This is a genomic window from Micromonospora sp. NPDC023814, assembly GCF_040639595.1.
Taxonomy (GTDB): Bacteria; Actinomycetota; Actinomycetes; order Mycobacteriales; family Micromonosporaceae; genus Micromonospora.
Genome location: NZ_JBFAAF010000020.1, coordinates 1 through 26458 on the forward strand (window position 1 = coordinate 1; position 26458 = coordinate 26458).

Genomic DNA, 26458 nt, shown 5'->3' on the forward strand with positions numbered 1-26458 from the left:
GCGCCGGCCGGGGTCGACTCCGGATGGCGGTGACGCGCCGGACACGCCGCTCAACATGACCGCGGATCGTCGGCGGCATACGGTCGACCCCTAGACCGCGGGGCCGGCGCCGCCACCGGCCGGCCGGGCGGCGCGGCCACCTGGGGCCGGGGTCGCGGCGAGCGCGGCAGGGTCGGCCTCGGCCGCACCCGGGGGCCGGTGGGCGGGAGGATCTGGCAGGACAGCGCGTCGGGTTCCGTGGTGAGCACGGCGGCAGCGGTCCGCGCCACGAACCCGCTCCACCAACGCAGGCCCTCGGGGGTGCGCGGCGTCTCGTGCCACCAGCCGCCGGCACCCCGCGGCGCCTGCCAGCCGAGCTCCGCGAGGTGGCGCTCGTCGTAGGCCGGGCAGATCCCCCGGACCCGGTTCCGGCGCACCATGAGGTGCAGCCGGCGGGGACCGGCGGCGAGTTCCAGGTCGGTGTCGTGGTCGCAGCGGGACAGCGTGTCGTGGAGCTGGGCGACGACGTCGGGCCAGCCCGGCGAGGTCATGCCGGCGGCCCCGGGAGGCGTCCGTCGAGCCGCCCGAGCCGCCCCATGGCCTCCTCCAACCGGCCCAGCGAGGCGAAGTCGCCGGGGGTGCCGAAGATTTCGTTGCGGCCCGCGCCGAGCGTGACGTCGAGGCCCTCGGTGCGCTCGCCGAGCTGCTCCGCCGCCGCCGTCCGAGCCTGCCGGTACGCCGCCAGCACCATCGCCGCGAGGTTCTCCGTGCCCACGCGCAGCGCGGTCGGCGCGAAGCTCAGGTCGGTCAGTTCGTCGGTGGCGTCGACGGTCGCGGACACCAGTCCACTGTCGTCGGTCGCGGTGCTGCTCAGCTCGTCCAGGTCGTCGCTGAGGCCGGTGAAGCGGCGTTCGATGTCGGCGAGCCGTCCGGCGAGGGCGTCGAACGCGGACAGCGGGTCGGACATGACAACCTCCCGGGCGCGGTGCCGGTCCGGGGTGGCGACCGGCAGCCGCATGATCGTATCGTCGTCGCGCCGGGCGACGGGGCGGAACGGCATGGCGGACATCGACGTCGACGTGCGGGCGGTACGGCGACTGGAGGCGGCGGCGAAACAGGTGGCCACCTCGCTGACCGCGCCCCGGTGAGCGGGCCGGCGGGAACCGCCGTCGAGCTGTGGAACGGCATCGACGGCGCACTCTCCAGCGTGGACAAGGCGATCGACAGCGTCTGCCGGGCCCTGGCCTGGCCGCTGATCCAGCAAGTGGTTCCACAAGTTCACGGATCCGGCGAAGGGCAGCTGGAAGCTCGGCAAGTCGGGCACGCCGTTCGACATGAGCACCTTCGAGCGCGTCGGGGCGCTGCGGGCGCACGGCATGGCCGACGGGGCGCGGATGATCGGCCGGGACTTCGTCTCCAACCTGCCGTGGAACGTCCCGAACGCGGTGGTGCACGGCGCGACCTGGGGCACCGTCGCGGTGGTCTCGGGGCTGTCGGTGCCCGGCACGGACCAGCTCGACGACAAGGTCGACGGGGCGGTGGCGGGCGGCGCCGAGTGGGTCGATCAGAATGTCTTCGGGCAGCCGGCGGAGCAGCCGGCCGGCCGGTGAGGGCCGATCGAGGAGGTGAGGCGTGACCGGTGCCCGGGGTCGACTCGGCCGGCTGACCGACGTGGTGCTCGGCGGGGCGCGGGCCGCCCGCGACAAGGCCCGCGAGCTGCGCGACGAGTTCCGCACCAGCGACGAGCCGGAGCGCGCCCTGGTCGCGCCGCTGCTGCCCGGCGAGGAGATCCGCTACGTCGGCCTGGCGCCGGTGCGGGCGCCCGAGAACCACCGGGCGGGCGGTCAGCTCGCCGACCGGGTGAACGCCGAGCTGGCCGAGGCGCTCGACCCGCGCGCGCTGTTCGGGCTGCTCCACGTTGTCAACCCGGTCGCGTGGGTGGACGCCGTGATGACGCCCGTGCGGGTCGTCGCAGGCGTCCTGCTGCTGCCGGGCAGGGCGGCCGTCCTCGCGGCGAGCAGCCCGGAGGCGGCCGAGGCGGACGAGCCGGGCCCGGCCGCCGAGCCCCGGCAGCCGTTGCCACTCACCGCCGAGCAGGAGGCGTTCCGGGCGCTGTTCCGGCTCAGCCGCTACCGGCCGCTGGCCGACCAGCTCGCGGAGATCGCCTACCGGCGGCGGTACGTCTTCAGCGGCGACCTCGCCACGCTCGCCGGCAGCCTGCTGCTGTTCCTGGAGCGCTACACCGGCACCCCGCTCGCCGTCACCGACACCCACCTGCACCTGCTGCGGATGGGCCGCCGCCCCGACCCCGGCCGGGACGACCACCGCCGCCCCCAGGTGCTGTGGAGCGTGGACCGGGGGCGCATCGCCCGGATCGACTCCGACCACGGCGCCGCCCGCCTCGCGCAGTTCCCGTCCACCATCGTGTTCGACGACGGCTCCTGGATCCGGATCGTCAACCCGGCCACCCGCGACGACCAGGCGCGCTTCCTCGCGGCCGTACGCGACATCCCGGGTCGGCGCCCCACGGCCTGAGCTGGTGGCGTCCGCCGCAGCGGCGCGGACGCCGGTGTCCCGTCTCGCACGGAGGCGGACCGCGACCGAATCCGTGCCACGGCCACCGGGCGTGCCACCGGCGCCCCGAGCCGTGTCGGCCTCCGCCCCGGCGTGCCCTGACGGAACGTCAGTCGGTGAGTTGGCAGGCGGTCTGTGCGAGCTGCGGCAGCACCTTGTCCCGCCACCCGGGGCCCATCCGGTCGAAGGCGTTCCGTTCGGACTTCTGGTCGAGGTCGAACCCGCTGTGCTCGAACAACAGGCGAGTGCCGTTGCCCTCCGCGACCAGACGCCAGGTCAGTGTCCAGCTCTCGTTGAAGGTGTAGACGAGCTTCTCCTCGGGGACGACCTCGACGACTTCGCAGGCCACCGCTCCCCAGCCGGGCATCTGGAGGTGGAAGCGGTGCCCGAGGACGGCGGCGATGTCGCCGGGCACCCACCAGCGGGCGAGCAGTTCGGGTTCGGTGAGCGTGCGCCAGACCTTGCTCGGCGGGGCGGCGACGAACTGGTCGACGGCGATGCTGTCGGTGTTGGTCGCGGTCACGTGTCCTCCTCGGCGACGTCGGCGAGCGAGCGCAGTCGCTGGCGCCAGAATCGTTCGAACGGGTGGAGCCAGTCGCCGACCTGGGCGAGCGGCTCCGCGGTGAGGTGGTAGTGCCGTTGCCGGCCGCTGGGCTCGTCGTGCACCAGCGCGGCACGCCGCAGCACCTGCAGGTGCTCGGCGACCGCGGGCCGGCTCAGGTCGAACTGGCTGGCCAGGTCGCCGGCCGTACGGGGCCCCTCGGCGAGCAGCTGCAGGAGTCTGCGGCGGACCGGGCTCGCCAGCGCGAGGAACACGTCGTCGTCAGGCACCACCACAAGTTATGTCGGGGATTGCCGACATGTCAATGATTTCCGACGCGTTGGCGCCGTCGCGGCGGAGGACAGGTCAGCCGTCGCGCTCGGGGTAGCCGACCGGTACGGCCGACACGTCGTCCAGCGCGGTGATGATCTCCTCCGGCAGCGTCATCCGCTCGACCTGGAGCGCGCCGAGCAACTGCCCGACCGTCCGCGCGCCGAGGATCGGGGCCACCACCCCGGGCCGGTCGCGGATCCAGGCCAGCGCCACCTCCAGCGGCGAGACCCCCAGCCCGCCGGCCGCGGTGGCGACCGCCTCCACGATGCTGGAGCAGCGCGGCTCCAGGTAGGTGGCGACGAACCGCTCGAAGTGCGGCGAGGCCGCCCGCGAGTCGGCGGGGCGGCCGTGCCGGTACTTGCCGGTGAGCACCCCGCGGCCCAGCGGCGACCAGGGCAGCACCCCCAGCCCGAGGGCCTCGCACGCGGGCAGCACCTCACGCTCCACGCCCCGCTCCAGCAGCGAGTACTCCACCTGCGCGGCCACCACCGGGGCGCGGCCCGGCCAGGCGGCCTGCCAGGCGGCCGCCCGCGCGGTCTGCCAACCGGAGAAGTTCGACACCCCGGCGTAGCGGACCCGGCCGCTGGCCACCGCGTGGTCCAGCGCCGCGAGGGTCTCCTCCAGCGGGGTGTCGGGGTCGTAGCCGTGCACCTGGAACAGGTCGACGTGGTCGGTGTTGAGGCGGCGCAGCGAGGCGTCCAACGTCCGCAGCAGGTGCCCCCGGGAGCCGTCGCGGCGCCGGCCGCTGCCCGGCCGCAGCCCCGCCTTGGTGGCGATCAGCAGTTCCTCGCGCGGCACCAGGGTGCCCAGCAGCGACCCGATGACCGACTCGGCGTCGCCGTCGCCGTAGACGTCGGCGGTGTCGATCAGGTTGCCGCCCGCGTCGAGGTAACTCTTCAGCTGGGCGGCCGCATCGTCGGCGTCGGTGTCCCGGCCCCACGTCATGGTGCCGAGCGCGAGCCGCGAAACCGCCAGCCCGCTTCGGCCGAGCGGTCGCTGTTGCATGGGTGAACCTTATTTCGAACCGGGCCGCGCGGACATCCTCGCTCCCGTCAAGTCTGCCGGGCGCGTCGTGTTTCCGACCGCCCGGGTCGGCCCGGGGTTGCGGTGAGCCGGTGATCGGGGCGTCCTCCCGCATTGCGTAACCTGATGCGACCTGTGGTGCGGATGGGGGAGGACCTTAGTGCGACTCGGGCTCAGCCTCGGATACCAGACGGCGTGGAGCACGCCGGCCGATCACCTGGCTCTCGCCCAGGAGGCGGACCGGCTCGGCTACTCGGTGGTGTGGGCGGCGGAGGCCTACGGCTCCGACTCGCCGAGCATGCTCGCCTGGCTGGCGGGGCAGACGGAGCGGATCGACGTGGGCAGCGCGGTGATGCAGATCCCCGCCCGCACCCCGGCGATGACCGCGATGACCGCGGCCACCATCGACGCGCTCTCCGGCGGCCGGTTCCGGCTCGGCCTGGGGGTGTCCGGTCCGCAGGTCTCCGAGGGCTGGCACGGGGTGCGGTTCGGCAAGCCGCTGGCGCGGACCCGCGAGTTCGTGGACATCGTGAAGCTGGCCGTCGCCCGCAAGGAGGTCGCGTACGACGGCGAGTTCTACACGCTGCCGCTGCCGGACGGGCCCGGGAAGGCGCTGCGCCTCGGCTTCCACCCGCCGCGCGAACACATCCCGATCTACCTCGCCGCGGTCGGCCCGAAGAACCTGGAGCTGGCCGGGGAGATCGCCGACGGCTGGCTCGCGGTCTTCTACGCCCCGGAGTTCGCCGAGGAGCAGCTCGCCTCGGTCCGGGCCGGGCGGGCGAAGGTCGGCAAGGAACTCGCCGGCTTCGACGTGGTCCCGTCCGTGCCGGTGGTGGTCGGCGACGACATCGCCTCCTGCGCCGAGCTGGTCCGCTGGTACGCGGCGCTCTACGTGGGCGGCATGGGCAGCCGGCAGCAGAACTTCTACAACCAGCTCGCCACCCGGATGGGTTACGGCGACGCCGCCCGCGAGGTGCAGGACCTCTACCTGGCCAAGCGGCAGCGTGACGCCGCCGCGGCGGTGCCGATGGAGTTCATCGACCGGACCTCGCTGCTGGGCCCGAAGGAGCGCATCGCCGAGCGGATGCGCGAGTACGCGGCCACCGGCGTCACCACCCTGTCGGTGACCCTGTTCGCGGCGGACCGGGACAGCGGCGTGCAGACGCTGCGTACCGTCGCCGAGGCGCTGGAACTCTCGGGAGTCGGCGAGTGACCTGGGTCGAGGCCATCGTCCTGGGCATCGTCCAGGGACTGACCGAGTTCCTGCCGGTCAGCTCGTCGGGGCACCTGCGGATCACCTCGGCGATCTTCTTCGACCGCGACGCCGGGGCGTCGTTCACCGCGGTCACCCAGTTGGGCACCGAGGCGGCGGTGCTGATCTACTTCGCCAAGGACATCTGGCGGATCACCCGGACGTGGCTGGTCGGCATCCGGGACAAGTCGGTCCGCTCCAGCCTCGACTACCGGATGGGCTGGTACGTGATCGTCGGCTCGATCCCGATCGGGCTGTTCGGCTTCCTGTTCAAGGACCAGATCCGCACCGCCGGCCGCAACCTCTGGGTGGTGTCCACCACGCTGATCGTCTTCGCGTTCGTGCTGGCGTTCGCCGAGTACTGGGGGCGGCAGACGCGCACCCTGGAGAACTTTCGGATGCGCGACGGCGTGGTGATGGGCTTCGCCCAGGCGATGGCGCTGATCCCCGGCGTGTCCCGCTCCGGCGGCACGCTCACCGCCGGGCTGCTGCTCAGCCTCACCCGGGAGGCGGCGGCGCGCTACTCGTTCCTGCTGGCCATCCCGGCGGTGGTGATGTCCGGGATCTTCAGCGTCGGCGACGTCTTCGAGCCGGCGGCCCCCGGCACCTCCGTGCCGAGCGTCGCCCAGATGGTCGTGGCCACGATCATCGCCTTCGGCGTCGGGTACGCGGCCATCGCCTGGCTGCTGCGCTACGTCGCGCACCACACCCTGTACGTCTTCGTGCTGTACCGGGTCGCGCTGGGCACCCTGGTGCTCGCCCTGCTGATGACCGGCACCATCAGCGCCACCTGATCCGCCCCCGCAGCCCCGCCGGCCCCCGCCTCCGCCTCGTGCGGACGGGGGCCGGCCCGTGTCGGGGCGGACCGCGCAGACCGTCGGCGGGGTCACCGCCCGTCCGGTTCCTCCGACGGTGCAGCCCTGGGACGGGCGCGCAGGTGCGCCCGCTCGCCCTGCGTGCCGAACAGGCTGAGGAACTCGACCGACTCGGCCCCGGCGGCCCCGAACCAGTGCGGCACCCGGGTGTCGAACTCGGCCGCCTCGCCGGGGGAGAGCACCAGGTCCCGCTCGCCGAGGACGAGCCGCAGCCGCCCGTTGAGGACGTAGAGCCACTCGTAGCCCTCGTGGGTCTGCGGATCGGGCTCCCGGCGGGGGCTGCTGGCCGGGATCACGAGCTTGTACGCCTGGATGCCGCCGGCCCGGCGGGTCAGGGGCAGCATCGTCATGCCGTGCCGGGTGACGGGCCGCAGGTGGATGCGCGGGTCGCCGGTGGGCGGAGCGCCGACCAGCTCGTCGAGCGTGACGCCGTGGGCCCGGGCCAGGGGGAGCAGCAGTTCGAGGGTCGGCCGGCGGGAGCCGGACTCCAGCCGGGACAGCGTGCTCACCGAGATGCCGGTCGCCCCCGACAGGTCGGCCAGCGTGGTCGCGCGCTGCCGGCGCAGCGCGCGCAGCCGGGGGCCCACCGCGCCGAGCGCCTGGTCGAGATCGTCGTCCATGCCGCCAGTTTGCCAGCCCGGCAACAATACTTGCCACCTTGTCGGTGCGGGGCCGGATGCGGCGGCCACGACGGACGCCGCGTACGCCCGCCGCCGGGCGCAGGATCATAGGGTGTCACCGTGGCGACCCTTCTGCTTCTGCGACACGGCCGGACGACCGCGAACGCGGACGGCGGGCTGGCCGGCCGCCAGCCGGTCGAGCTGGACGACACCGGCCGGGCCCAGGCCGCCGCGGTGGGCGAGCGGCTGCGGCCGGTGCCGCTGGCGGCGGTGGTGACCAGCCCGCTCATCCGCTGCCGGCAGACCCTGGAGCTGGCGTTGCCCGGGGCCACCCCGACGGTGGAGGAGGGCCTGACCGAGTGCGGCTACGGCACCTGGGAGGGACAGCCGCTCAAGAAGCTGGCCAAGGAGCCGCTCTGGCCGGTGGTCCAGCAGCACCCGAGCGCGGCGGTCTTCCCGGAGGGGGAGGCGATGGCGGCGATGGCGGCGCGGGCGGTCGCCGCGGTGCGCTCGTGGGACGCCCGGGTCACCGCGGAGCACGGCCCGGAGGCGGTGTGGCTGGCGTGCAGCCACGGCGACGTGATCAAGGCCATCGTGGCCGACGCGCTCGGCGTACACCTGGACCTGTTCCAGCGGATCGTGGCCGACCCGGCGTCGGTGACGGCGATCCGCTACACCCCGCTGCGGCCGTTCCTGGTGCGGCTCAACGACACCGGCGGCGACCTGGCCGCCCTGGTGCCGCCGCCGCCCAGGCGACGCCGCCGGGCGGCCCGGGCCGCCGGCGCGACCGACTCCGATGCGGCGGTGGGCGGCGGCGCGGGGGCAGGCCGGTGACGGCCCGGCGGCGGTCCACCGCCACGCCCGGGACCGGCCACCGCTCCGCCGGGCGCGGCGGGCGCGCGGCGATTCGCGTCGGTGGGGTACGCGGTGCCGTGGCGCGCCGGATAGGGTCGTGGGTATGACCCACCAGGTGCACGCCTTCGAGCCGCCGGAGCGGTTCGTCGCCGGGACCGTCGGGCCGCCCGGGGAGCGCACGTTCTTCCTCCAGGCGCGCGGCGGCGGCCGGCTGGTCAGCGTCGCGCTGGAGAAGGTCCAGGTGTCGCTGCTCGCCGAGAAGCTGGAGGAGCTGCTCTCCGAGGCGCAGCGCCGCTTCGGTGTGGACCTGCCCGAGCCGGTGGCCACCGTCGGCGACAACGACCCGCTGGACACGCCGGTCGACGAGGAGTTCCGGGTCGGCACGCTCGGGCTGGCCTTCGACGTCGACACCGCGACCGTGGTGATCGAGGCCATCGCCGCCGGCGAGGCGGAGGCCGAGGTCGAGCTGGGCGAGCCGGACGACGACGAGGACGTCGACGACGAGCCGGACGACGACCTCGACCGGCTCCGGGTGCGGCTGACCCCCGAGGCCACCCGCGCGTTCATCGAACGGGCCCGGCGGGTGGTCAACGCCGGCCGCCCACCCTGCCCGCTGTGCGGCCAGCCGCTCGACCCGGCGGGTCACCTCTGCCCGCGCCACAACGGTTATCACCGGTGACCTCGTCGGAAACCCAGCCCCGACAGGACGGCGACGCCGCGCTCCGGTTGCTCCGCGACGGCCGGCTCGACCTGGAGGGGCGACTCGTCGACGCCTCCAACACCACCCTGCGCGGCATCCTGACCCTCGACGGGGCGACCGCGCGGTGCGTCTACAAGCCCGTGCGGGGTGAGCGTCCGCTGTGGGACTTCCCCGACGGCACCCTGGCCGGCCGCGAGGTCTCGGCGTACGTGGTCTCCCGGGCCACCGGGTGGGACCTGGTCCCGCCCACGGTGCTGCGGGACGGCCCGTTGGGGCCGGGGTCGTGCCAGCTCTGGATCGACGAGCCGGAGGAGGCCGAGCCGCTGGTCGGCTTCGTGCCGGCCGACGCGCTACCGCCCCGCTGGTTCCCGATCGCCGCGGCCCGCGACGACGACGGCACGCCCTACGCGCTCGCCCACGCCGACGACCCGCGGCTGGCCCGTCTCGCGGTGCTCGACGCGGTGATCAACAACGCCGACCGCAAGGGCGGCCACGTGCTGGTCGGGCCGGACGACCGGATCTACGGCGTGGACCACGGGGTGAGCTTCCACGTCGAGGAGAAGCTGCGCACGGTGCTCTGGGGCTGGGCCGGCCGGCCGCTGCCGGGGGATGCCGTGGAAATGCTCGACGCGCTCGCCGGCCAGCTCGCCGGCGCGCTCGGCGCGGAACTGGCCGACCACCTCACCATCGGCGAGATCGCCGAGCTGGCCGCCCGGGTCGACCGGATGCGCCACACCGGCTGCTTCCCGCAGCCGTCGCAGGACTGGCCGGCGGTGCCCTGGCCCCCCATGTGACCGCCCGACACCGCTCCGGCGGGCTGTCATGATGATCACTTCTGGGGTGGCCGTGTCCGGGTTCGGCGGCTGGTTAGGCTGACGGTCATGGACTCTTGGGTGGGACACGAGGTGCCGCGGCTGCCGGGCAGGGGCGGGCCGCTGGCGTTGTTCGACTCGGCGCGGCAGGGCGTCCGGCCGAGCGAGCCGTCCGGCACCGCGACCATGTACGTCTGCGGCATCACCCCGTACGACGCGACCCACCTCGGCCACGCCGCCACCATGATCGCGTTCGACCTCGTGCAGCGGATGTGGCGGGACGCGGGCCTCGACGTGCGCTACGTGCAGAACGTCACCGACATCGACGACCCGCTGCTGGAGCGGGCCGAGCGCGACGGCGAGGACTGGAAGGTCCTGGCGATGCGCGAGACGGCGCTGTTCCGGGAGGACATGGAGGCGCTGCGGATCATCCCGCCGGCGCACTACGTGGGCGCGGTCGAGTCCATCCCCGACATCGCCGAGAAGGTCCTCGTACTGCTCAAGGAGGGGGCCGCGTACCGCCTGGAGGACGGCACCGGCGACGTCTACTTCGACATCGCCGCCGCGCCCCGGTTCGGCTACGAGTCCAACCTGTCCCGCGAGCAGATGCTGGAGATCTTCCCCGAGCGCGGGGGCGACCCCGACCGGGCCGGCAAGCGCGACCCGCTCGACCCGCTGCTGTGGCGCGGCGCCCGCGAGGGCGAGCCCTCCTGGCCGGGCGGCGACCTGGGTCCCGGCCGCCCCGGCTGGCACATCGAGTGCGCGGTGATCGCGCTCAACCTGCTGGGCGACCGGATCGACGTGCAGGGCGGCGGCAACGACCTGATCTTCCCGCACCACGAGTGCTCCGCCGCGCACGCCGAGCGGCTCACCGGCGCGGCACCGTTCGCCGACCACTACGTGCACGCCGGCATGATCGGCCTGGACGGCGAGAAGATGTCGAAGTCCCGCGGCAACCTGGTCTTCGTCTCCCGGCTGCGCGCCGACCGGGTCGACCCGATGGCGGTCCGGCTGGCACTGATGTCCGGCCACTACCGCGCCGACCGCACCTGGACCGACGAGCTGCTGGCGACCGCGCAGCAGCGGCTGGCCCGCTGGCGGCAGGCCGCCGCCGCGCCCGCCGGCCCGTCGGGGGAGGCGTTCCTGGCCGGCGTACGCGCCCGTCTCGCCGACGACCTCGACTCGCCGGGCGCCCTGGTGCTGGCCGACGAGTGGGCCGCGGCTGCCCTCGCCGGCACCGCGACCGACCCGGCCGCCCCCACCCTCTTCGCCGACACCCTGGACGCCCTGCTCGGCCTGCGCCTCTGACCCCTCGGCCCTCGCCTCGCCTGCGGCAGCGATCGTCGCAGGCCCCGGCGAATGTGGGGGCGTCGATTCGTGGCCGCCCGTGCCGACCCCGTCGGACCGCGTCCCGTCCAGAGTCGGGGGCACCGTCCAGCCGCAGACCTGGGTCGGTGCCCGCGGCTACGATGCCTCGATGGAAACCTCGGCCACTCGCCGCCTCGATCTCGGCCGGCTCGCCGGTCTGGCGTGCGCCGCGATCCTCAGCCTTGCCGCGGGTCGGCTGCTCGTCGACGGCATCACCTTGCAGAACCGGGCCGGCGAGGAGAGCGCCGCCTCGGCGCTGCGGATCTTCGGGGGCCTGCTGCTCGCCATCACTGCCGTGAGCTGGGCCGGTGCCGCCGCCTACCGGGGTGGCACCGCCGGTCGGCTGCCCTTGGGCCTGGTGATGTGCGTCTGCACAGGCTTCGGCCTGCTTGGCGGCTACTGGGCGAACCGGTCAGGGCTGCTGCTGATCGTGATCGCGGCACTGTTCCCGGTCGCCGTGCTCTCGGTCGTCCTTCATGGGCGGTGGCGAAGCAGGCAGCTCGACCTGGAGCGGCGGGCCGAGGAGCGCGCCACGGCGCTGGCCGCTCGGGGTCGGCCGACACCCGGCGTGATCATCGGTGTCGAGCAGACCGGCCGGATGCACGGCGACGATCCCGAGCTGCGGCTGAACGTGCGGTTCACCGTCGACGGCCGTGAGCGGAGCGGAACGGCCAGCCGCTTCTACCCCGGGTACGACCTGCCCCGGACGGGCGATCCGGTCACGGTCTTCTATTTGCCCGAGGATCCCTCGATCCTCGACATCCAGGAGAACCGGCAACCGCAGACTCCGGCACCGCCGGCTCAGGCGACGTACCGGGGGCCCGAGCCGGCGGCGTACCGGGAGCCGGAGTTGGCGGCGGAGTTGGAGCGGCTGGCCCGGCTGCACCGGGACGGCAGCCTGACCGACGCGGAGTTCAGTGCCGCGAAGGGGCGGCTGCTGAGCTGACGGCTCGGCCCACCAGCGTGGCCCCTGACGCGGAGTGGTCCCGTCCAGGGCGACGGGTGCACGATCGCGAAGAGGGCAAGGGGCGGGGGAGTCAGCCCAGGACGAGACCGGGGTCGGGTGCCGGATCGGGGGCGGGCGCGGGGATCTTGTACTCCTCGGTCAGCGTGGTGACCGGGCCGGGCCAGGTCGCCTGGGCGACCTCGATCGGCTTGCGGTGGCCGTCGTACGCGACGTGCAGCAGGTGCAGCACCGGGGTGTCGGGACGGATCTGGAGGATCTCCGCCTCCTCCCGGCTGGGCTGGCGGGCGCTGATCGTGTCGGTGGCCGAGACGTACCGCCGGCCGGTGGCCTCCTCGGCCTCCTGGTAGAGCGGCCGGCCGAACGCCTCGGCGCGCTCCAGCGACGTGCCGGCGGTGTCGGTGGGCAGGAACCAGGAGGCGCCCACCTCGACCGGCGAGTCCTCGGTGCGGACGAGGTGGCGCCGGCAGAGCAGCTCGGTGCCGTCGGCCACGCCGAACGCGTCGGCCACCTCGGGCGGGGCGGGGGCCCGGCCGACCGAGACGAGCTGCTGCCGGTACCGGGCGGCCAGGTCGGTGTGGTAGCCGCGGAAGCCGCCGTACCGGCCCCGGGAGAGCCGGTTGAGCCGCCGCCGCGTGCCCCGGACGTACGTCCCGGAGCCGGGCTTGGTGATCAGGATGCCCTCGACCCGCAGCTGGTCGACGGCCCGTTGCACGGTCTGCTTCGCCACGCCGAACATCTCGGCGATGGCCGGGATGGACGGCAGTCGCTCGCCCGGCCCCCAGTCGCCGCGGCGGATCTGCGCCTTGAGCTGCGCGGCGATCTGCCGGTGCGGGAACTCGGCGGCCCCCGGATTGATCTGCATGCCCGCCTCCTCGATCACAGCTAGGTTCCTAGGATGCCGTAGAGGTGGTGACGGCGCCACCCCGGACACGCGGAAAGGGCCCCGGACGCGAGTCGCGTCCGGGGCCCGGGCAGGCAGGGGAGAGGGGCTACCAGGAGCCGGCGGTCGGGCCGGCGGAGCCGCCGCGGCGGCGCAGGTACTTCTCGAACTCCTGGGCGATCTCGTCGCCCGTCAGCGGGGTGATGCCCGCGTCGCCGACGCGTTCCTCCAACTCGCGCACGTACTCGCCGAGCTCGGCGTCCTGCTCGGCGGCGCTGCGCACCCGCTGCTCCCACTCGGCGGCCTCCTCGGCGAGGTCGGCCATCGGCACCGGCAGGTCGAGCACCTCCTCGACCCGGTGCAGCAGGGCGAGGGTGGCCTTCGGGCAGGGCGGGTTGTTGGCGTAGTGCGGCACGTGCACCCAGAACGAGACCGCGTCGACCTCGGCGCGGTTGCAGGCGTCGTGCAGCACGCCCACGATCCCGGTCGGGCCGTCGTAGCGGGTGGGGGTGAGCTGGTAGCGCTGCGCGGCCTCCGCGTCGGAGGCGCTGCCGCTGATCGGCAGGGGCCGGGTGTACGGCACGTCGGCCAGCAGGGCGCCGAGCACGACCACCCGCTCGACCTCCAGGCTGTGGCAGATCTCCAGCACCTGCTCGCAGAAGGTGCGCCACCGCATGCTCGGCTCGATGCCCCGGATCAGCACCACGTCCCGTTCGGTGCCCTCGGGGCTGGCCACCATGAAGCGCGTGGTGGGCCACTCCACCCGGCGGGTCTCGCCCTCGGCCATCGTGATGGTGGGGCGGCTGACCTGGAAGTCGTAGAAGTCCTCCGGGTCGAGCTCGGTGACCTGGCGGGCCTGCCACACCTGCTCCAGGTGCTCCACGGCGGCGGTGGACGCGTCGGCGGCGTCGTTCCAACCCTCGAACGCGGCGATCGCCACGGGGGACCGCAGCACCGGCAGTCCGTCGAACTCGGTCACGCCGTCACCTCACCCTGCTCGTCGGGGGCGGTGCCGGGACCGTACCCGGTCGCCCGCCCGCCGGGCGTGGTGCTGTCGCTGTAGTCCTTCACGTCCGTCAGCCTACGTCCCGGCGCGGGAAGCGGCCCGTCGGCCGCGCCGGTCGGGCCCGACGTCGGCCGGCATACCGCGATGAACCGGACGGCGTGATCCCGCTGACAGAATGTGGGAAGGCAGGCACGGGGGAACCTATCGGGTCGCGGCGGCACTAACCTGAACCCCGTGCGGACCTCATTGCTCGACGTGCTGGCAGACCGGATCCTCATCGCCGACGGCGCCATGGGCACGATGCTGCAGGCGGCTGACCTCACCCTCGACGACTTCGAGGGCTACGAGGGCTGCAACGAGATCCTCAACGTCACCAGGCCGGACGTGGTGCGCGGGGTGCACGAGGCGTACCTGGCCGCCGGCGCGGACTGTGTCGAGACCAACACCTTCGGGGCCAACCTGGCCAACCTCGGCGAGTACGACATCCCGCACCGCATCCGCGAGCTCTCCGAGGCGGGGGCGCGGATCGCCCGGGCGGCCGCCGACGCGTACGCCACGCCGGAGCGGCCCCGGTTCGTGCTCGGCTCGATCGGCCCGGGCACCAAGCTGCCCACCCTCGGGCACGCCGCCTACGCGACCCTGCGCGACGCCTACCAGGAAAACGCCGAGGGCCTGATCGACGGCGGGTCGGACGCGCTGATCGTGGAGACCTGCCAGGACCTGCTCCAGGTCAAGGCCGCGGTGGTCGGCTCGAAGCGGGCGATGGCCCGGCTCGGCCGGACGGTCCCGATCATCTGCCACGTCGCCGTGGAGACCACCGGCACCATGCTGGTGGGCAGCGAGATCGGGGCGGCGCTGGCGGCCATCGAGCCGTTGGGGGTCGACCTGATCGGGCTGAACTGCTCGACCGGGCCGGCCGAGATGGGCGAGCACCTGCGCTACCTCTCCCAGCACTCCCGCATCCCGCTGTCCGTGATGCCGAACGCGGGCCTGCCGGTGCTGACCGCGGACGGGGCGTACTTCCCGCTGACCCCGGTGGAGCTGGCCGACGCCCTGGAGCGGTTCGTCACCGAGTACGGCGTCTCGCTGGTCGGCGGCTGCTGCGGCACCACCCCCGAGCACATCCGGGTCCTGGCCGAGCGCCTGCACGGCACGAGCCCCGTACCCCGCGAACCGCGGCACGAGGCGGGGGTCTCGTCGGTCTACCACCCGGTGCCGTTCGCCCAGGACGCCTCCCTGCTGATGGTGGGGGAGCGGACCAACGCCAACGGCTCCAAGGCGTTCCGCGAGGCCATGCTCGCCGGCGACTGGCGGGCCTGCGTGGAGATCGCCCGTAGCCAGGCCCGCGACGGCTCGCACGTGCTGGACCTGTGCGTCGACTACGTCGGCCGCGACGGCACGCAGGACATGCGGGAACTCGCCGGCCGCTTCGCCACCGCCTCCACCCTGCCGATCATGCTGGACTCGACCGAGCCGGCGGTGATCGAGGCGGGGCTGGAGATGCTCGGGGGCCGGTGCGTCGTCAACTCGGTCAACTTCGAGGACGGGGACGGGCCGGAATCCCGGTACGCGCGGGTGATGCCCATCGTCAAGGAGCACGGAGCCGCCGTGGTGGCGCTGCTCATCGACGAGGAGGGGCAGGCGCGGACCGCCGACTGGAAGACGCGGGTCGCGGGCCGGCTGATCGAGGACCTCACCGGGCGGTGGGGGATGGACCGCGCGGACATCCTGATCGACGCGCTGACCTTCCCGATCGCCACCGGCCAGGAGGAGACCCGGCGCGACGGCATCGAGACGATCGAGGCGATCCGCGAGATCGCCCGCCGCTACCCGGGCGTCAACTTCACCCTCGGCATCTCCAACGTCTCCTTCGGGCTCAACCCGGCCGCCCGGCAGGTGCTCAACTCGGTCTTCCTGCACGAGTGCCAGCAGGCCGGCCTGACCAGCGCCATCGTGCACGCCAGCAAGATCCTGCCGTTCAACAAGATCCCCGACGAGCAGCGGGAGGTGGCGCTGGACCTCGTCTACGACCGGCGCCGCGAGGGCTACGACCCGGTGCAGAAGTTCATCGAGATCTTCGAGGGCGTGGACGCCGCCTCGGCGCGGGCCGGCCGGGCGGAGGAACTGGCCGCGCTGCCGCTGGAGGAGCGGCTCAGGCGGCGGATCATCGACGGCGAGCGCAACGGCCTGGAGGCCGACCTGGACGCGGCGATGGCGCAGGGGCGCAGCCCGCTGTCCATCATCAACGACATCCTGCTCGACGGCATGAAGGTCGTCGGCGAGTTGTTCGGCTCGGGCCAGATGCAGCTGCCGTTCGTGCTCCAGTCCGCCGAGGTGATGAAGACCGCGGTGGCGTACCTGGAGCCGCACATGGAGACCGCCGAGGACGGCGGCAAGGGCCGCATCGTGCTGGCCACCGTGCGGGGCGACGTGCACGACATCGGCAAGAACCTGGTCGACATCATCCTGTCCAACAACGGCTACGAGGTCGTCAACATCGGCATCAAGCAGCCGATCAACGCGATCCTGGAGGCCGCCGAGCAGCACCGGGCCGATGCCATTGGCATGTCCGGCCTGCTGGTCAAGAGCACCGTGATCATGAAGGAGAACCTGGCCGAGATGGCCTCGCGCGGGGTCGCGGAGCGCTGGCCGGTGCTGCTGGGCGGGGCGGCGCTGACCCGGGCGTACGTCGAGGACGACCTGCGGTCGATGTTCCCCGGCCAGGTGCACTACGCGCGGGACGCCTTCGAGGGGCTGTCCCTGATGGACCGGGTGATGACCGCCAAGCGTGGCGGGGCGCCCGTGGTCGACGCCGAGCGGGAGGCGGCTCTGGCGGCCCGTCGGGCCCGCCGCGAGCGGCAGCGGGCGATCGTCAGCGAGGCGCTGCCGGCGCTGGACGACGCCTCGGTCCGCTCCGACGTGGCCACCGACGTCGAGGTGCCCGCCCCGCCGTTCCTGGGCACCCGGGTCGTCAAGGGCGTGCCGCTTGCGGACTACGCGGCGCTGCTCGACGAGCGGGCCACCTTCCTCGGGCAGTGGGGGCTGCGCGGCGCGCGGGGCGGCAAGGGACCGTCCTACGAGGAGCTGGTGGAGACCGAGGGTCGGCCGCGGCTGCGCTACTGGCTGGACCGGCTCATCGCCGACCAGGTGCTCGAGGCCGCCGTCGTGTACGGCTACTTCCCGGCGTACGCCGAGGGCAACGACCTGGTGGTGCTGGACGAGAACGGGCACGCCGAGCGGGCCCGGTTCTCCTTCCCCCGGCAGCGCCAGGAGCGGCGGCTCTGCCTGGCCGACTTCTTCCGCCCGCGCGGCGACGACCTGGACGTGGTGGCGTTGCAGCTGGTCACGGTCGGGCAGCCGATCAGCGAGTACACCGCGAAGATGTTCGCCCGCAACGAGTACCGCGACTACCTGGAGGTGCACGGGCTGTCCGTGCAGCTCACCGAGGCCCTGGCGGAGTACTGGCACCGGCGGATCCGCGCCGAGCTGACCCTGCCCGGCGGCCGTACCGTGGCCGACGACGACCCGACCGACCTGGCGGGGCTGCTGCGCACCGACTACCGGGGCTGCCGGTACGCGTTCGGCTACCCGGCCTGTCCGGACCTGGAGGATCGCGCGAAGATCGTGGAGCTGCTGGGTGCGGAGCGGATCGGCGTGCAGTTGTCGGAGGAGTTCCAGCTGATGCCGGAGCAGGCCACCGACGCGATCGTGGTGCACCACCCGGAGGCGAGCTACTTCAACGCCAAGTAACAACGCATGGGGCACCGCCTCGGCCTCCCCGGGCCGCGCTGATCACCTCTGACCGGCACCCAGTGGTCGCTGGGCGGGGCGCTGGACCATGATCATGCCGTGGGTCGGCGTGGCCGAGGTGGGCCGCCAGTGCCGTGATGCCCGCTTGGAGTAGTTCCGGGCGATCGCAACGGGGTTCGACAAGCTTGCCGTCCGCTACCACGCCGGACTGGTCGCGGCATCCCAGGTCCTCTGGCTCCGTGAACCGGCCTGTTGATCATTTGTCCCGCACGGCCAAGGCCTGCTCGCGCACCATGAACACGTCCACCGGATCCTCGGTCTCGAGCGTGAATCCGTGCCGTTCGTACAGCCGCCGGGCCGGACTGCCCTGCAGCACGTTCAGCCGGACCAGGGTGCCATCGCGGTCGCACTGCTCCAGCAGCCGGCGCAGCACGGCCGTACCGATGCCGCTGCCCTGCAGGTGCGGGGCCAGGTAGAAGTGCTCCAGCCAGTGGGCGTCCTCGGCCGGCCGCAGCGACACACAGCCGGCGAACGCGCCGCCCACCTCGATCACCCAGGTGTGCGCCGGCGCGAATCCGTTCCGCAGCCGCTGCCGCACCCGTTGCTCGTCGTACCGCCCGAGCCGTTCCAGATCCGCCCGCAGCACCACGGCCCGCAGTTCGGCCACCGTCTCGACGTCCGCCACCGAAGCCGGTCGCATCTCCCAGCCCGCCATGATTGCCAGGCTAGCGACCCGACCTTCGCCCACTCTCGGCGATCCTCTGGCTCCCTGAACCTGCCATTGAACGCCTTCCAGGTCGCCTCGAGGGCCGGCTCACCCCGGCCAGCCACTAACCAGTTCAACAATCAAGACCGGCCGTTAACTTGACACTCTCCTGCCGCTGGCAGAGCCGGTAACTCGGAGGCGTGTCAGGTCCGTCTGTCGGCACGTGACTCAGCACTTGGCCGAAGCCGACCGCCAGTGTGCTGGAGGACCGGGCGAACGACGCCTACCATGAGCCGATGATCGAGCAAAGTCAGCGACGCGTTCCTATGCCGGTCGCCGCCGCCTCCGTGACTTTGCTCGTGGCGGCCGCGCTCCCGGCATCGATGATGTTTACGAGTGGTCCATCCATGGCCACCGGGTTGATAGGGGTGCTTCTTCTCCTGGCGTTGGCTTACGGCCTGTGGCGTGGTAGCGGGCGGGCCCGGTTTTGGACAACGGTTTTCTCGACCGCCAGCGTCGTGTACGGCGTCGTCGCGATCACCAAGGCTGACGCGTTAGGGCTGCTGCAGATCGTTGGTGCGTCAGTCGTCGTCGGCCTGTTGCTGGTGCCCGCATCCCGCCGGTGGTTTCACGACCGGCCGGCGGAGGAGTAGCGCCGGCCATCAGTTGGGCGTGCGGTCCGCATCTAATCCGCAAGAGGTCAACGGACGGCGGGGGAGTGGTGCGAGATGTCGAAAGGTGTTTCCGCTGCTAGGACCCCACCCGCTCAGGTCGTCTGGGACAGGTTGATCTCATGATCCCTCGGTCGCCGTGCTTGTTGCGTGCCCGTTAGCAAGGGAGCCGAGGTCAACGGCGGTCAGCTCCAAGATGTGCCGCCCAGCGTGGCGAGGCAGGTCAAGCCAGGTCACTGCCGAGCGACTTCCGCCCGTGTCCACACTTCCTAAACCGTTCGGCTGTACAGCCACTGCTCCGCCCGGTCCCTCCGGGAGACCGCCCGGCTGGTGCTGCGCGGTCCCCCAGCCGCCGCTGTGGGATGGGAGCGAATGGGGGCGCTGTTTCGGGGTACCCGACCGCGCCGAGACGAGCCGAGGGGGAGGCCCGATGGGCATGGCGAACCAGCCCGGGGATGGCGGCCGACCAGCCAGTCCCACCGACCGCCTGGCCGAGGACGTGGCCGAGGTGGTACGCGAGGAGGTTCGAGCGGTACGCACCCAGCTCGCGGACGCCGCCCGCCCGGCCGGGCTCGGCTTCGTGCTGCTGGCCGCCGCCGGAGGGTGTGCGGTGCTGGCTGTCGGGGCGGCCTCGGCGACCTCGCTGCGCATGTTGGAGGCGTTCCTGCCGCGACGGCTGGCGGCTGCCGGGATGACCGCCGGGTACGTGGCCGCCGCCGTGTTCCTCGGCGCCGCGGGCCTGGAGCGGCTGCGTGCGGCGGGCGGAAGGTCCGCCCGGCTGGCGGACGAGGTACGCGACGCGGTGTCCAGCACCGCCGGCCGGGTGGTGCCGGCCGGTTCCTCGGCCGTCCGCGACGAGCTGGGGCGCTGAACGAGATCCGTTGCGGATAGGCCGTAGTGCTGGTTCTCGGCATCGTTTGCCGGGCGGGGCGTCGGGTACGGCCGGCAGGATTCGGGGGCCGCATACAGGAATGGACGGTGGGCGATGAAACGGAGCCGGATCGACGACGCGATCGTCGGAAGTATTGGTGACGCCGCGGGCACCCTCGTCGACCCCAGGAGAGGACTCGGCCAGATGAAGTCGTCGGTCTCCGGTAAGCCGATCGCCCTGGTCCTGGCGGGTCTGGTCCTCGGCCTGCTGATCTCGCGCCGCCGCCGCCGCGGCTGAGCGGTCGCGGGCCGCCCGGTTCTGGCCGAGCTGCACCCCTGCGCACCCGGTCGGGGGTGATCGACGGTGAACTGTCCGGTGGACAGTCGGGCGAGCTGGTCTGGGTCGCGACGAAGGCGATCCTGCTCTCCCTCACCGCCGTGGTCGCCGCCCACGGGTCTTGTCCGGCGGCATCCGCCCGGTATGTCACCGCCGCTCTGCCGAAAACGTCAGGTCGGACGTTTGCCGCGAATCGTCACGGGTAGCTCGCGACGGATCGGATGCCGGGTAGCCGTCCGGGACCGCGGGGGTACGGATTCAGGAGGCGTGACGTGCAGGAGATCGTAGGCGAAGGCCTTGCCCGACGACTGGTGGAGTGGGGCGTCGACACCGTCTTCGGCCTCCCTGGCGACGGCATCAACGGCCTGATGGAGGGCTTTCGCCGGCAGCGGGAGAAGCTGCGGTTCGTGCTGGTGCACCACGAGGAGGCGGCGGCCTTCATGGCCACCGGGTACGCCAAGGCCACCGGCCGGATCGGGGTGTGCGCCGCCACCTCCGGGCCGGGCGCCATCCACCTGCTCAACGGGCTTTACGACGCCAAACTCGACCACGTCCCGGTGCTCGCCATCACCGGCATGCAGGAGACGTCCGTGCTCGGCTCCCACTACCAGCAGGAGGTGCACACAGCGCTGCTCTACCAGGACGTGGCGGACGCGTACAACCTGATGGTCACCAACCCCCAGCAGGTGCCCGGCGTGGTCGACATCGCCATCCGGCACGCCCTGGCGCGGCGCAGCGTCGCCCATCTGACCTTTCCCAACGACGTGCAGGTCGCCGCCGTCGGCGAGGACCCATACCGGCACGTCAGCCCGGGGGTGCCACCGGCGAGCAGCGCCGCGGTGTCGCAGCCGCCGGTGGCGCCGGCGCAGGCCGACCTGGCCCGGGCGGCGGAGGTGCTCAACGCCGGGAAGAGGGTGGCCATGCTGGTGGGCGTCGGCGCCCGCCACGCCCGGGACGAGGTGCTCGCGGTGGCCGAGGCACTGGCCAGCCCGATCGTCAAGACCCTGCCCGGCAAGCTGGTGGTGCCGGACGACCACCCGCTCACCACCGGCGGCCTCGGCCTGCTCGGCACGAAGCCGAGCGAGGAGCTGATGGAGGAGTGCGACACCCTGCTGATGGTGGGCACCTCTTTCCCGTACGGGAAGTACCTGCCCGCGCCGGGGCAGGCCAAGGTGGTCCAGATCGACATCGACGCGAGCCTGATCGGCCTGCGCCTGCCGGTGCACGCGGCGGTGACCGCGGACGCGAAGCTGGCGTTGCAGCAGCTGCTGCCGATGATCCAGGCCCGATCGGACCGGTCCTTCCTGACGAAGTACCAGCAGGCGCGGGACGCCTGGCGCGCGGACATGATCGCCCTGCAGGACCCGGGGCGGGATCCGATCGCCCCGCAGTACCTGATCAGCTGCATCGACGCGGCCGCCACCTCGGACGCCATCCTCACCTGCGACTCCGGCACGATCGCCACCTGGGCGGCGCGGCACTGGACCATCCGCGGCGGTCGCGAGTTCTACCTTTCCGGCAACCTGGCCACCATGGCGCCAGGCCTGCCGTACGCGATCGCCATGCAGCACGCGTTCCCCGGCCGGCAGGTCATCGCGTTCGTCGGCGACGGTGGCTTCGCCATGTTGATGGCCGAGTTCCTCACCGCCGTGCGGCACGAGCTGCCGATCAAGGTGGTGGTCAACAACAACAACTCGTACGGCCAGATCCTCTGGGAGCAGATCGTCCTCGGCTACCCGGAGTACGCGGTGCGGCACCGACAGCCCGAGGCCGACTTCGGCGCGTGGGCACGGGCCTGCGGTGGGTACGGCGTGAAGGTCACCGACCCGAAGGCGGTGCCGGACGCGATCCGTGAGGCGTTGGCCTATCCGGGCCCGGCGCTGGTCGACTGTGACGTCAACCCGGACGAACCGCCGATGCCCGGCAAGGTCCGGTACGAACAGGCCAAGCACTTCACCGAGGCGTTCCTGCGGGGCCAGCCGCACAAGGTCGCCACCCTCGCCACCGTGGCCCGAGACAAGATCAATGAGCTGCGGTCATGACGCGGCGAGTCACGGGCACGGCGCGGGGGGCAGCTCCGGCCACGGAGCCGGTTTCTCTGCCCGCGCCCGTCCTGCGGCCGCCCGAGCCGGCGTACCACGTCGACCTGGCCGCGCTCGCCGCGGACCTGCGCGCCGAGGTGGACGGGGAGGTGCGCTTCGACGCCGGCTCACGGGCCGCGTACGCCACCGGTGGTTCCAACTACCGCCAGGTGCCGCTCGGCGTGGTGGTGCCCCGGACCGTCGAGGCGGCGGTGGCCGCGGTCGCCGTCTGCCGCCGCCACCGTGCGCCGGTGCTCTCCCGGGGCGGCGGCACCAGCCTGGGGGGACAGGTGACCAACGTGGCCGTGGTCATCGACTGGTCGAAGTACTGCAACCTGCTGCTGGAGGTCGACCCGCAGGCCGGCACCTGCCTGGTGGAGCCCGGCATCGTGCTCGACACGCTCAACGACTTGCTGGCACCGCACGGGCTGGAGTTCGGGCCGCTCCCGTCCACCCACAGCCACTGCGCCATCGGCGGAATGATCGGCAACAACTCCTGCGGCTCCACCGCGCAGCGCACCGGCAAGGTGGTCGACAACCTCGTCGAGATGGAGGTGCTGCTCTATGACGGCACCCGGATGTGGGTCGGCGAGACCAGCGACGAGGAGTACGCCGAGATCGAGCGACGGGGCGGTCGGCAGGCCGAGATCTACCGCCAGCTGCGGGCGCTGCGGGACGAGTACCAGAGCGACATCCGCACCCGCTACCCGCACATCCCGCGCCGGGTATCCGGATACAACCTGGACAGCCTGCTGCCGGAGAAGAACTTTCACGTCGCACAGGCGCTGGTCGGCTCCGAGGGGACACTGGTCACCGTGCTGCGGGCCCGCCTGATGCTGGTGCCGGTGACACGGGCCAAGTCGATGGTGTTCCTGTCCTACCCGGACATCGCCGCCGCCGGAGACGACGTACCGCGGGTCCTGCCGTACGACCCGATCGCGTTGGAGGGGCTCGACGACAAGCTGATCAACTTCGAGAAGCGTAAGCACCTGCACCCGGAGGCGCTGCACAAGCTGCCCGCGGGCGGCGGCTGGCTGATGGTGCAGTTTGGTGGCGACACCCGCGAGGAGGCCGACGCTGCGGCCGAGCGGATGATCAACGATCTGTGCCGCGACGGCGGGCCGACCGCGCACCGGTTCGACAACGAGGCAGACGAGTACCAGATGTGGCTGGTCCGCGAGTCCGGACTCGGTGCCACCGCCCGGGTGCCGGGTGAACCCGACACCTGGGAGGGCTGGGAGGACTCGGCCGTCGCTCCCGAACGGCTCGGCGACTACCTGCGTGATCTCGACGCGCTGTTCCGCGAGTACGGCTTCGAACAGGCCTCGCTCTACGGGCACTTCGGGCAGGGCTGCGTCCACACCCGTATCCCGTTCAAGCTGACGACCGCCGAGGGGGTACGGCAGTTCCGCTCGTTCGTCGAGCGGGCCGCGGATCTGGTGGTCTCCTACGGGGGCTCCTTCTCCGGAGAGCACGGCGACGGGCAGTCCCGCGGTGAACTGCTGCCGAAGATGTTCGGCGACCGGCTCGTTCGCGCGTTCGGGCAGTTCAAGGCGATCTTCGATCCGGACGACCGGATGAACCCGGGCAAGGTGGCGGCCCCCTACCCGCTGGACAGCCACCTGCGGCTCGGCGTCGACTACAACCACGGCCAGGTGGCAACCCACTTCCACTATCCCGACGACGACGGCAGTTTCGGCCGGGCGGTGCTGCGCTGCGTGGGCGTCGGCCAGTGCCGGCGACCGCACGGCGGGGTGATGTGCCCGTCCTACATGGTCACCCGGGAGGAGGAGCACTCCACCCGGGGCCGGGCACGCCTGCTGTTCGAGATGCTCGACGGCACCGCCCGCGGCGGCACCATCGCCGACGGCTGGCGTTCCGAGGCGGTTCGCGACGCGCTCGACCTCTGCCTGGCCTGCAAGGGCTGCAAGTCCGACTGCCCGGTCAACGTGGACATGGCGACGTACAAAGCGGAATTCCTGTCCCATCACTACCAGGGCCGGCTCCGACCCCGCCCGCACTACTCGATGGGCTGGCTGCCGGTGGTGGCTGCGGTCGCCGCCCGGGCGCCCCGGGTGGTGAACGCGCTGGCCCAGGGACCCGGGCTGGGCCGGCTCGCCAAGCTGGTCGGCGGCATCGACCAGCGCCGGGAGATCCCGGTCTTCGCTACCGAGACCTTCCAGCACTGGTTCGCGGACCGCTGGCCGACCGGCGACGGCTGGCGCGGCGAGGTGACGCTCTGGCCGGACACCTTCACCAACCACCTTCAGCCGGGCATCGCCCAGGCGGCCGTCGAGGTGCTGGAGGCGGCGGGCTGGCGGGTCCGGGTGCCGGAGCAGCCGGTCTGCTGCGGGCTCACCTGGATCTCCACGGGACAGCTCGGCATGGCGAAGAAGGTGTTGCGGCGGACGGTGGAGGTGCTCCGACCCCACCTGCGGGCCGGTACCCCGATCGTGGGGCTGGAACCGAGCTGCACCGCGGTGTTCCGCAGCGACGCCCGGGAACTCTTCCCCGGCGACGAGGACGTACACCGTCTGCGGCAGCAGACCGTCACCCTGGCCGAGTTGCTGCACGAGCACAGCCCCGGATGGCAGGCGCCGAAGCTGCCCGCGCACGCACTGATCCAGACCCACTGCCATCAGCATGCCATCCTCGGCACCACTGCGGACCAGGCGGTGCTCACCGATGCGGGGGTCCAGGCCGAAATTCTCGACTCGGGCTGCTGCGGGCTGGCCGGCAACTTCGGCTTCGAGGCGGGGCACTACGAGGTCTCCGCGGCCTGCGCCGAGCGGGTCCTGCTGCCGGCCGTCCGGGGCGCTGCCGACACCGACGTCATCCTGGCCGACGGCTTCAGCTGCCGTACGCAGGTCGAGCAGAGCGCCACCGGCGACCGCTCCGCGATCCACCTCGCCGAACTGCTGCGGGCCGGCCTGCGTGGTGAGCGGGTTACCGCCCGCCCCGAGCGGCGGTGGGGGCAACGTCCGGAGCAGCCCTCCCGGGCTGCCCGCCTACTCGCCACCAGCCTGGTCGGGCTGGCCGCGCTGGCGCCGGCCGCCGTGCTGGCCAGCCGCTCGCTGGTCAGCCGCCGCCGGGGGCGGTGACGGCGGTGCGGCTGAGCGCGGCGGCGTACCGGGTGCTGACCGATGCGCCCGAGGGCGACGGCACCTCCGCCTGGGACAGCACCACCATGGTGCTGGTCCGCGCGGAGGCCGACGGCCAGGTGGGCACCGGCTGGACGTACGGGCCCGCAGCGGTGATCCCGGTCGTCACGGAGCTGCTCGCGCCCGTGGTGGCCGAGCTCGACCCGGACGACGCACCGGCTGCGTGGTCGGCCATGCAGCGGCGGCTGAGAAACGCCGGGCGGCCCGGAATCGCCGGCCTCGCGCTCTCCGCAGCCGACTGCGCAATCTGGGACCTCAAGGCCCGCCGGCACGGCCTGCCGCTGGCCCGGCTGCTCGGCACTGCCCGCCGGCAGGTGCCGGTCTACGGCAGCGGCGGATTCACCACCTACGACGCCGAGCGGCAGCACCGGCAGCTCTCCGGCTGGGTACACGACGAGGGCATCCCACGAGTGAAGATCAAGATTGGCGAGTCCGGGGGCACCAACGCGCCGCGGGACCTGGCCCGGATGGTGGCCGCCCGACGCGCCATCGGCGACGACGCCGAGTTGTACGTCGATGCGAACGGCGGGTACCAGCGCAAGCAGGCGGTACGGATGGCCCGGGCCGCGGCCGACCTCGACGTGCGCTGGTACGAGGAACCGGTCAGCTCAGACGACCTGGTCGGCCTCGGGCTGGTCCGCGACCAGGTGCTGCCCGACGTCGCGGCGGGGGAGTACGGCTTCGACCTCGTCTACTTCCACCGGATGGCCCCGTACGTCGACTGCCTGCAGATCGACGTCACCCGGTGCGGTGGCATCACCGAATTCCTTCGGGCGGCGGCGGTGGCCGCCGCTTCGGGCCTGGAGGTGTCCGCGCACTGCGCGCCCCACCAGCACCTGGCCGTGGCGGCAGCGACGCCGAACCTGCGCCACATCGAGTGGTTCCACGACCACGTCCGGATCGAGGCGACGCTCTTCGACGGCGCGGTGTCCGCGGCGGGAGGCGGCGCCCCGGTGCCGCTGGACCGGCCGGGCCACGGGCTGGAGCTGCGTGCCGCCGAGGCGGAGCGGTACCGGGTGGGCTGAGGCCGCGCCGGAGAGAGGAAAGGGTGCGATGGACGCGACGACGGCGGTGCCGGCCCGGCACACCAGCGCGGC

Annotated in this window: 25 protein-coding genes; 16 read left to right on the top strand and 9 right to left on the bottom strand. The window is 72.8% G+C overall.

The genetic code is table 11. From position 1 onward, the window contains the following. Positions 1 to 50: 50 nt before the first annotated feature. Positions 51 to 530, bottom strand: coding sequence for a hypothetical protein (locus AB0G14_RS13385; RefSeq protein WP_357696926.1), 480 nt, complete (start codon positions 528 to 530; stop codon positions 51 to 53). Then, positions 527 to 997: a YbaB/EbfC family nucleoid-associated protein gene (locus AB0G14_RS13390; RefSeq protein WP_357696928.1), complete on the bottom strand. Its 471-nt coding sequence runs from the start codon at positions 995 to 997 to the stop codon at positions 527 to 529. The genes AB0G14_RS13385 and AB0G14_RS13390 overlap by 4 nt, the downstream gene beginning before the upstream one ends. Before the next feature lie 316 nt (positions 998 to 1313). Between AB0G14_RS13390 and AB0G14_RS13395 the strand changes: the two genes are divergently transcribed. Next, positions 1314 to 1589 (top strand): hypothetical protein, encoded by a 276-nt coding sequence (locus tag AB0G14_RS13395; protein WP_357696930.1) that lies wholly within the window; start codon positions 1314 to 1316, stop codon positions 1587 to 1589. Between the two features lie 22 nt (positions 1590 to 1611). Beyond that, complete coding sequence (locus AB0G14_RS13400; protein WP_357696932.1) at positions 1612 to 2514, top strand: hypothetical protein; 903 nt, start codon at positions 1612 to 1614, stop codon at positions 2512 to 2514. Positions 2515 to 2662: 148 nt separating this feature from the next. Here the strand turns inward: AB0G14_RS13400 and AB0G14_RS13405 are convergent, their stop codons facing one another. The 3 genes from AB0G14_RS13405 to AB0G14_RS13415 form a co-directional block, all read right to left on the bottom strand. Continuing rightward, the gene (locus AB0G14_RS13405; protein WP_357696934.1) at positions 2663 to 3076 is read right to left on the bottom strand and encodes an SRPBCC domain-containing protein; all 414 of its coding nucleotides are present in this window, start codon (positions 3074 to 3076) and stop codon (positions 2663 to 2665) included. Further along, entirely contained in the window at positions 3073 to 3384 is a 312-nt protein-coding gene (locus tag AB0G14_RS13410; protein WP_357696936.1) for a metalloregulator ArsR/SmtB family transcription factor, read from the bottom strand. The genes AB0G14_RS13405 and AB0G14_RS13410 overlap by 4 nt, the downstream gene beginning before the upstream one ends. Before the next feature lie 76 nt (positions 3385 to 3460). Further along, positions 3461 to 4432: an aldo/keto reductase gene (locus tag AB0G14_RS13415; protein ID WP_357696938.1), complete on the bottom strand. Its 972-nt coding sequence runs from the start codon at positions 4430 to 4432 to the stop codon at positions 3461 to 3463. A gap of 178 nt (positions 4433 to 4610) precedes the next feature. Here AB0G14_RS13415 and AB0G14_RS13420 point away from each other — a divergent pair, with 178 nt between their 5' ends. Together AB0G14_RS13420 and AB0G14_RS13425 are read left to right on the top strand one after the other, a co-directional pair. After that, a complete protein-coding gene (locus AB0G14_RS13420; protein ID WP_357696940.1) occupies positions 4611 to 5663 on the top strand; it encodes an LLM class F420-dependent oxidoreductase in 1053 nt (350 codons plus the stop codon). Further along, positions 5660 to 6496: an undecaprenyl-diphosphate phosphatase gene (locus AB0G14_RS13425; protein WP_357696942.1), complete on the top strand. Its 837-nt coding sequence runs from the start codon at positions 5660 to 5662 to the stop codon at positions 6494 to 6496. Before AB0G14_RS13420 ends, AB0G14_RS13425 begins: the two co-directional genes overlap by 4 nt. Before the next feature lie 92 nt (positions 6497 to 6588). Here AB0G14_RS13425 and AB0G14_RS13430 read toward each other — a convergent pair whose 3' ends face one another. Then, positions 6589 to 7197, bottom strand: coding sequence for an XRE family transcriptional regulator (locus AB0G14_RS13430; RefSeq protein ID WP_357696944.1), 609 nt, complete (start codon positions 7195 to 7197; stop codon positions 6589 to 6591). Between the two features lie 120 nt (positions 7198 to 7317). Here AB0G14_RS13430 and AB0G14_RS13435 point away from each other — a divergent pair, with 120 nt between their 5' ends. The 5 genes from AB0G14_RS13435 to AB0G14_RS13455 all read left to right on the top strand — a co-directional run bounded on the left by AB0G14_RS13435 (position 7318) and on the right by AB0G14_RS13455 (position 11878). Next, on the top strand, positions 7318 to 8031 hold the full coding sequence (locus tag AB0G14_RS13435) for an MSMEG_4193 family putative phosphomutase (protein WP_357696946.1): 714 nt from the start codon (positions 7318 to 7320) through the stop codon (positions 8029 to 8031). 124 nt (positions 8032 to 8155) lie between these two features. Then, positions 8156 to 8731, top strand: coding sequence for a DUF3090 domain-containing protein (locus AB0G14_RS13440; RefSeq protein WP_357696948.1), 576 nt, complete (start codon positions 8156 to 8158; stop codon positions 8729 to 8731). After that, positions 8728 to 9546 (top strand): SCO1664 family protein, encoded by an 819-nt coding sequence (locus tag AB0G14_RS13445; RefSeq protein ID WP_357696950.1) that lies wholly within the window; start codon positions 8728 to 8730, stop codon positions 9544 to 9546. Before AB0G14_RS13440 ends, AB0G14_RS13445 begins: the two co-directional genes overlap by 4 nt. 87 nt (positions 9547 to 9633) lie before the next feature. After that, positions 9634 to 10872, top strand: coding sequence for a cysteine--1-D-myo-inosityl 2-amino-2-deoxy-alpha-D-glucopyranoside ligase (gene mshC / locus AB0G14_RS13450; protein WP_357696952.1), 1239 nt, complete (start codon positions 9634 to 9636; stop codon positions 10870 to 10872). Positions 10873 to 11041: 169 nt separating this feature from the next. Then, positions 11042 to 11878: a DUF3592 domain-containing protein gene (locus tag AB0G14_RS13455; RefSeq protein WP_357696954.1), complete on the top strand. Its 837-nt coding sequence runs from the start codon at positions 11042 to 11044 to the stop codon at positions 11876 to 11878. Positions 11879 to 11969: 91 nt separating this feature from the next. On the opposite strand, the gene AB0G14_RS13460 is transcribed toward AB0G14_RS13455, so the two are convergent. Both AB0G14_RS13460 and AB0G14_RS13465 read right to left on the bottom strand, forming a co-directional pair. After that, positions 11970 to 12761 (bottom strand): GntR family transcriptional regulator, encoded by a 792-nt coding sequence (locus tag AB0G14_RS13460; RefSeq protein WP_357696956.1) that lies wholly within the window; start codon positions 12759 to 12761, stop codon positions 11970 to 11972. Positions 12762 to 12888: 127 nt separating this feature from the next. Further along, a complete protein-coding gene (locus tag AB0G14_RS13465) occupies positions 12889 to 13758 on the bottom strand; it encodes a PAC2 family protein (protein WP_357093678.1) in 870 nt (289 codons plus the stop codon). A gap of 261 nt (positions 13759 to 14019) precedes the next feature. Here AB0G14_RS13465 and metH point away from each other — a divergent pair, with 261 nt between their 5' ends. Continuing rightward, a complete protein-coding gene (gene metH, locus AB0G14_RS13470) occupies positions 14020 to 17535 on the top strand; it encodes a methionine synthase (RefSeq protein WP_357696959.1) in 3516 nt (1171 codons plus the stop codon). 256 nt (positions 17536 to 17791) lie between these two features. Here metH and AB0G14_RS13475 read toward each other — a convergent pair whose 3' ends face one another. Further along, a complete protein-coding gene (locus tag AB0G14_RS13475) occupies positions 17792 to 18250 on the bottom strand; it encodes a GNAT family N-acetyltransferase (RefSeq protein ID WP_357696961.1) in 459 nt (152 codons plus the stop codon). A 287-nt stretch (positions 18251 to 18537) separates the two neighbouring features. Here AB0G14_RS13475 and AB0G14_RS13480 point away from each other — a divergent pair, with 287 nt between their 5' ends. The 6 genes from AB0G14_RS13480 to AB0G14_RS13505 all read left to right on the top strand — a co-directional run bounded on the left by AB0G14_RS13480 (position 18538) and on the right by AB0G14_RS13505 (position 26386). Further along, positions 18538 to 18894, top strand: a complete 357-nt coding sequence (locus tag AB0G14_RS13480; protein WP_357696964.1) for a hypothetical protein — start codon at positions 18538 to 18540, stop codon at positions 18892 to 18894. A 448-nt stretch (positions 18895 to 19342) separates the two neighbouring features. Next, the gene (locus AB0G14_RS13485; protein WP_357696966.1) at positions 19343 to 19783 is read left to right on the top strand and encodes a phage holin family protein; all 441 of its coding nucleotides are present in this window, start codon (positions 19343 to 19345) and stop codon (positions 19781 to 19783) included. 114 nt (positions 19784 to 19897) lie between these two features. Then, positions 19898 to 20080 carry an MYXO-CTERM sorting domain-containing protein gene (locus AB0G14_RS13490; protein WP_357696968.1) on the top strand — a complete coding sequence of 61 codons (183 nt, stop codon included), beginning with the start codon at positions 19898 to 19900 and terminating at the stop codon, positions 20078 to 20080. A 311-nt stretch (positions 20081 to 20391) separates the two neighbouring features. After that, positions 20392 to 22161, top strand: coding sequence for a thiamine pyrophosphate-dependent enzyme (locus tag AB0G14_RS13495; protein ID WP_357696970.1), 1770 nt, complete (start codon positions 20392 to 20394; stop codon positions 22159 to 22161). Beyond that, positions 22158 to 25301, top strand: coding sequence for an FAD-binding and (Fe-S)-binding domain-containing protein (locus AB0G14_RS13500; RefSeq protein WP_357696972.1), 3144 nt, complete (start codon positions 22158 to 22160; stop codon positions 25299 to 25301). The genes AB0G14_RS13495 and AB0G14_RS13500 overlap by 4 nt, the downstream gene beginning before the upstream one ends. Positions 25302 to 25306: 5 nt before the next feature. Continuing rightward, on the top strand, positions 25307 to 26386 hold the full coding sequence (locus AB0G14_RS13505; RefSeq protein ID WP_357696974.1) for an enolase C-terminal domain-like protein: 1080 nt from the start codon (positions 25307 to 25309) through the stop codon (positions 26384 to 26386). The last annotated feature ends 72 nt before the right edge of the window (positions 26387 to 26458 follow it).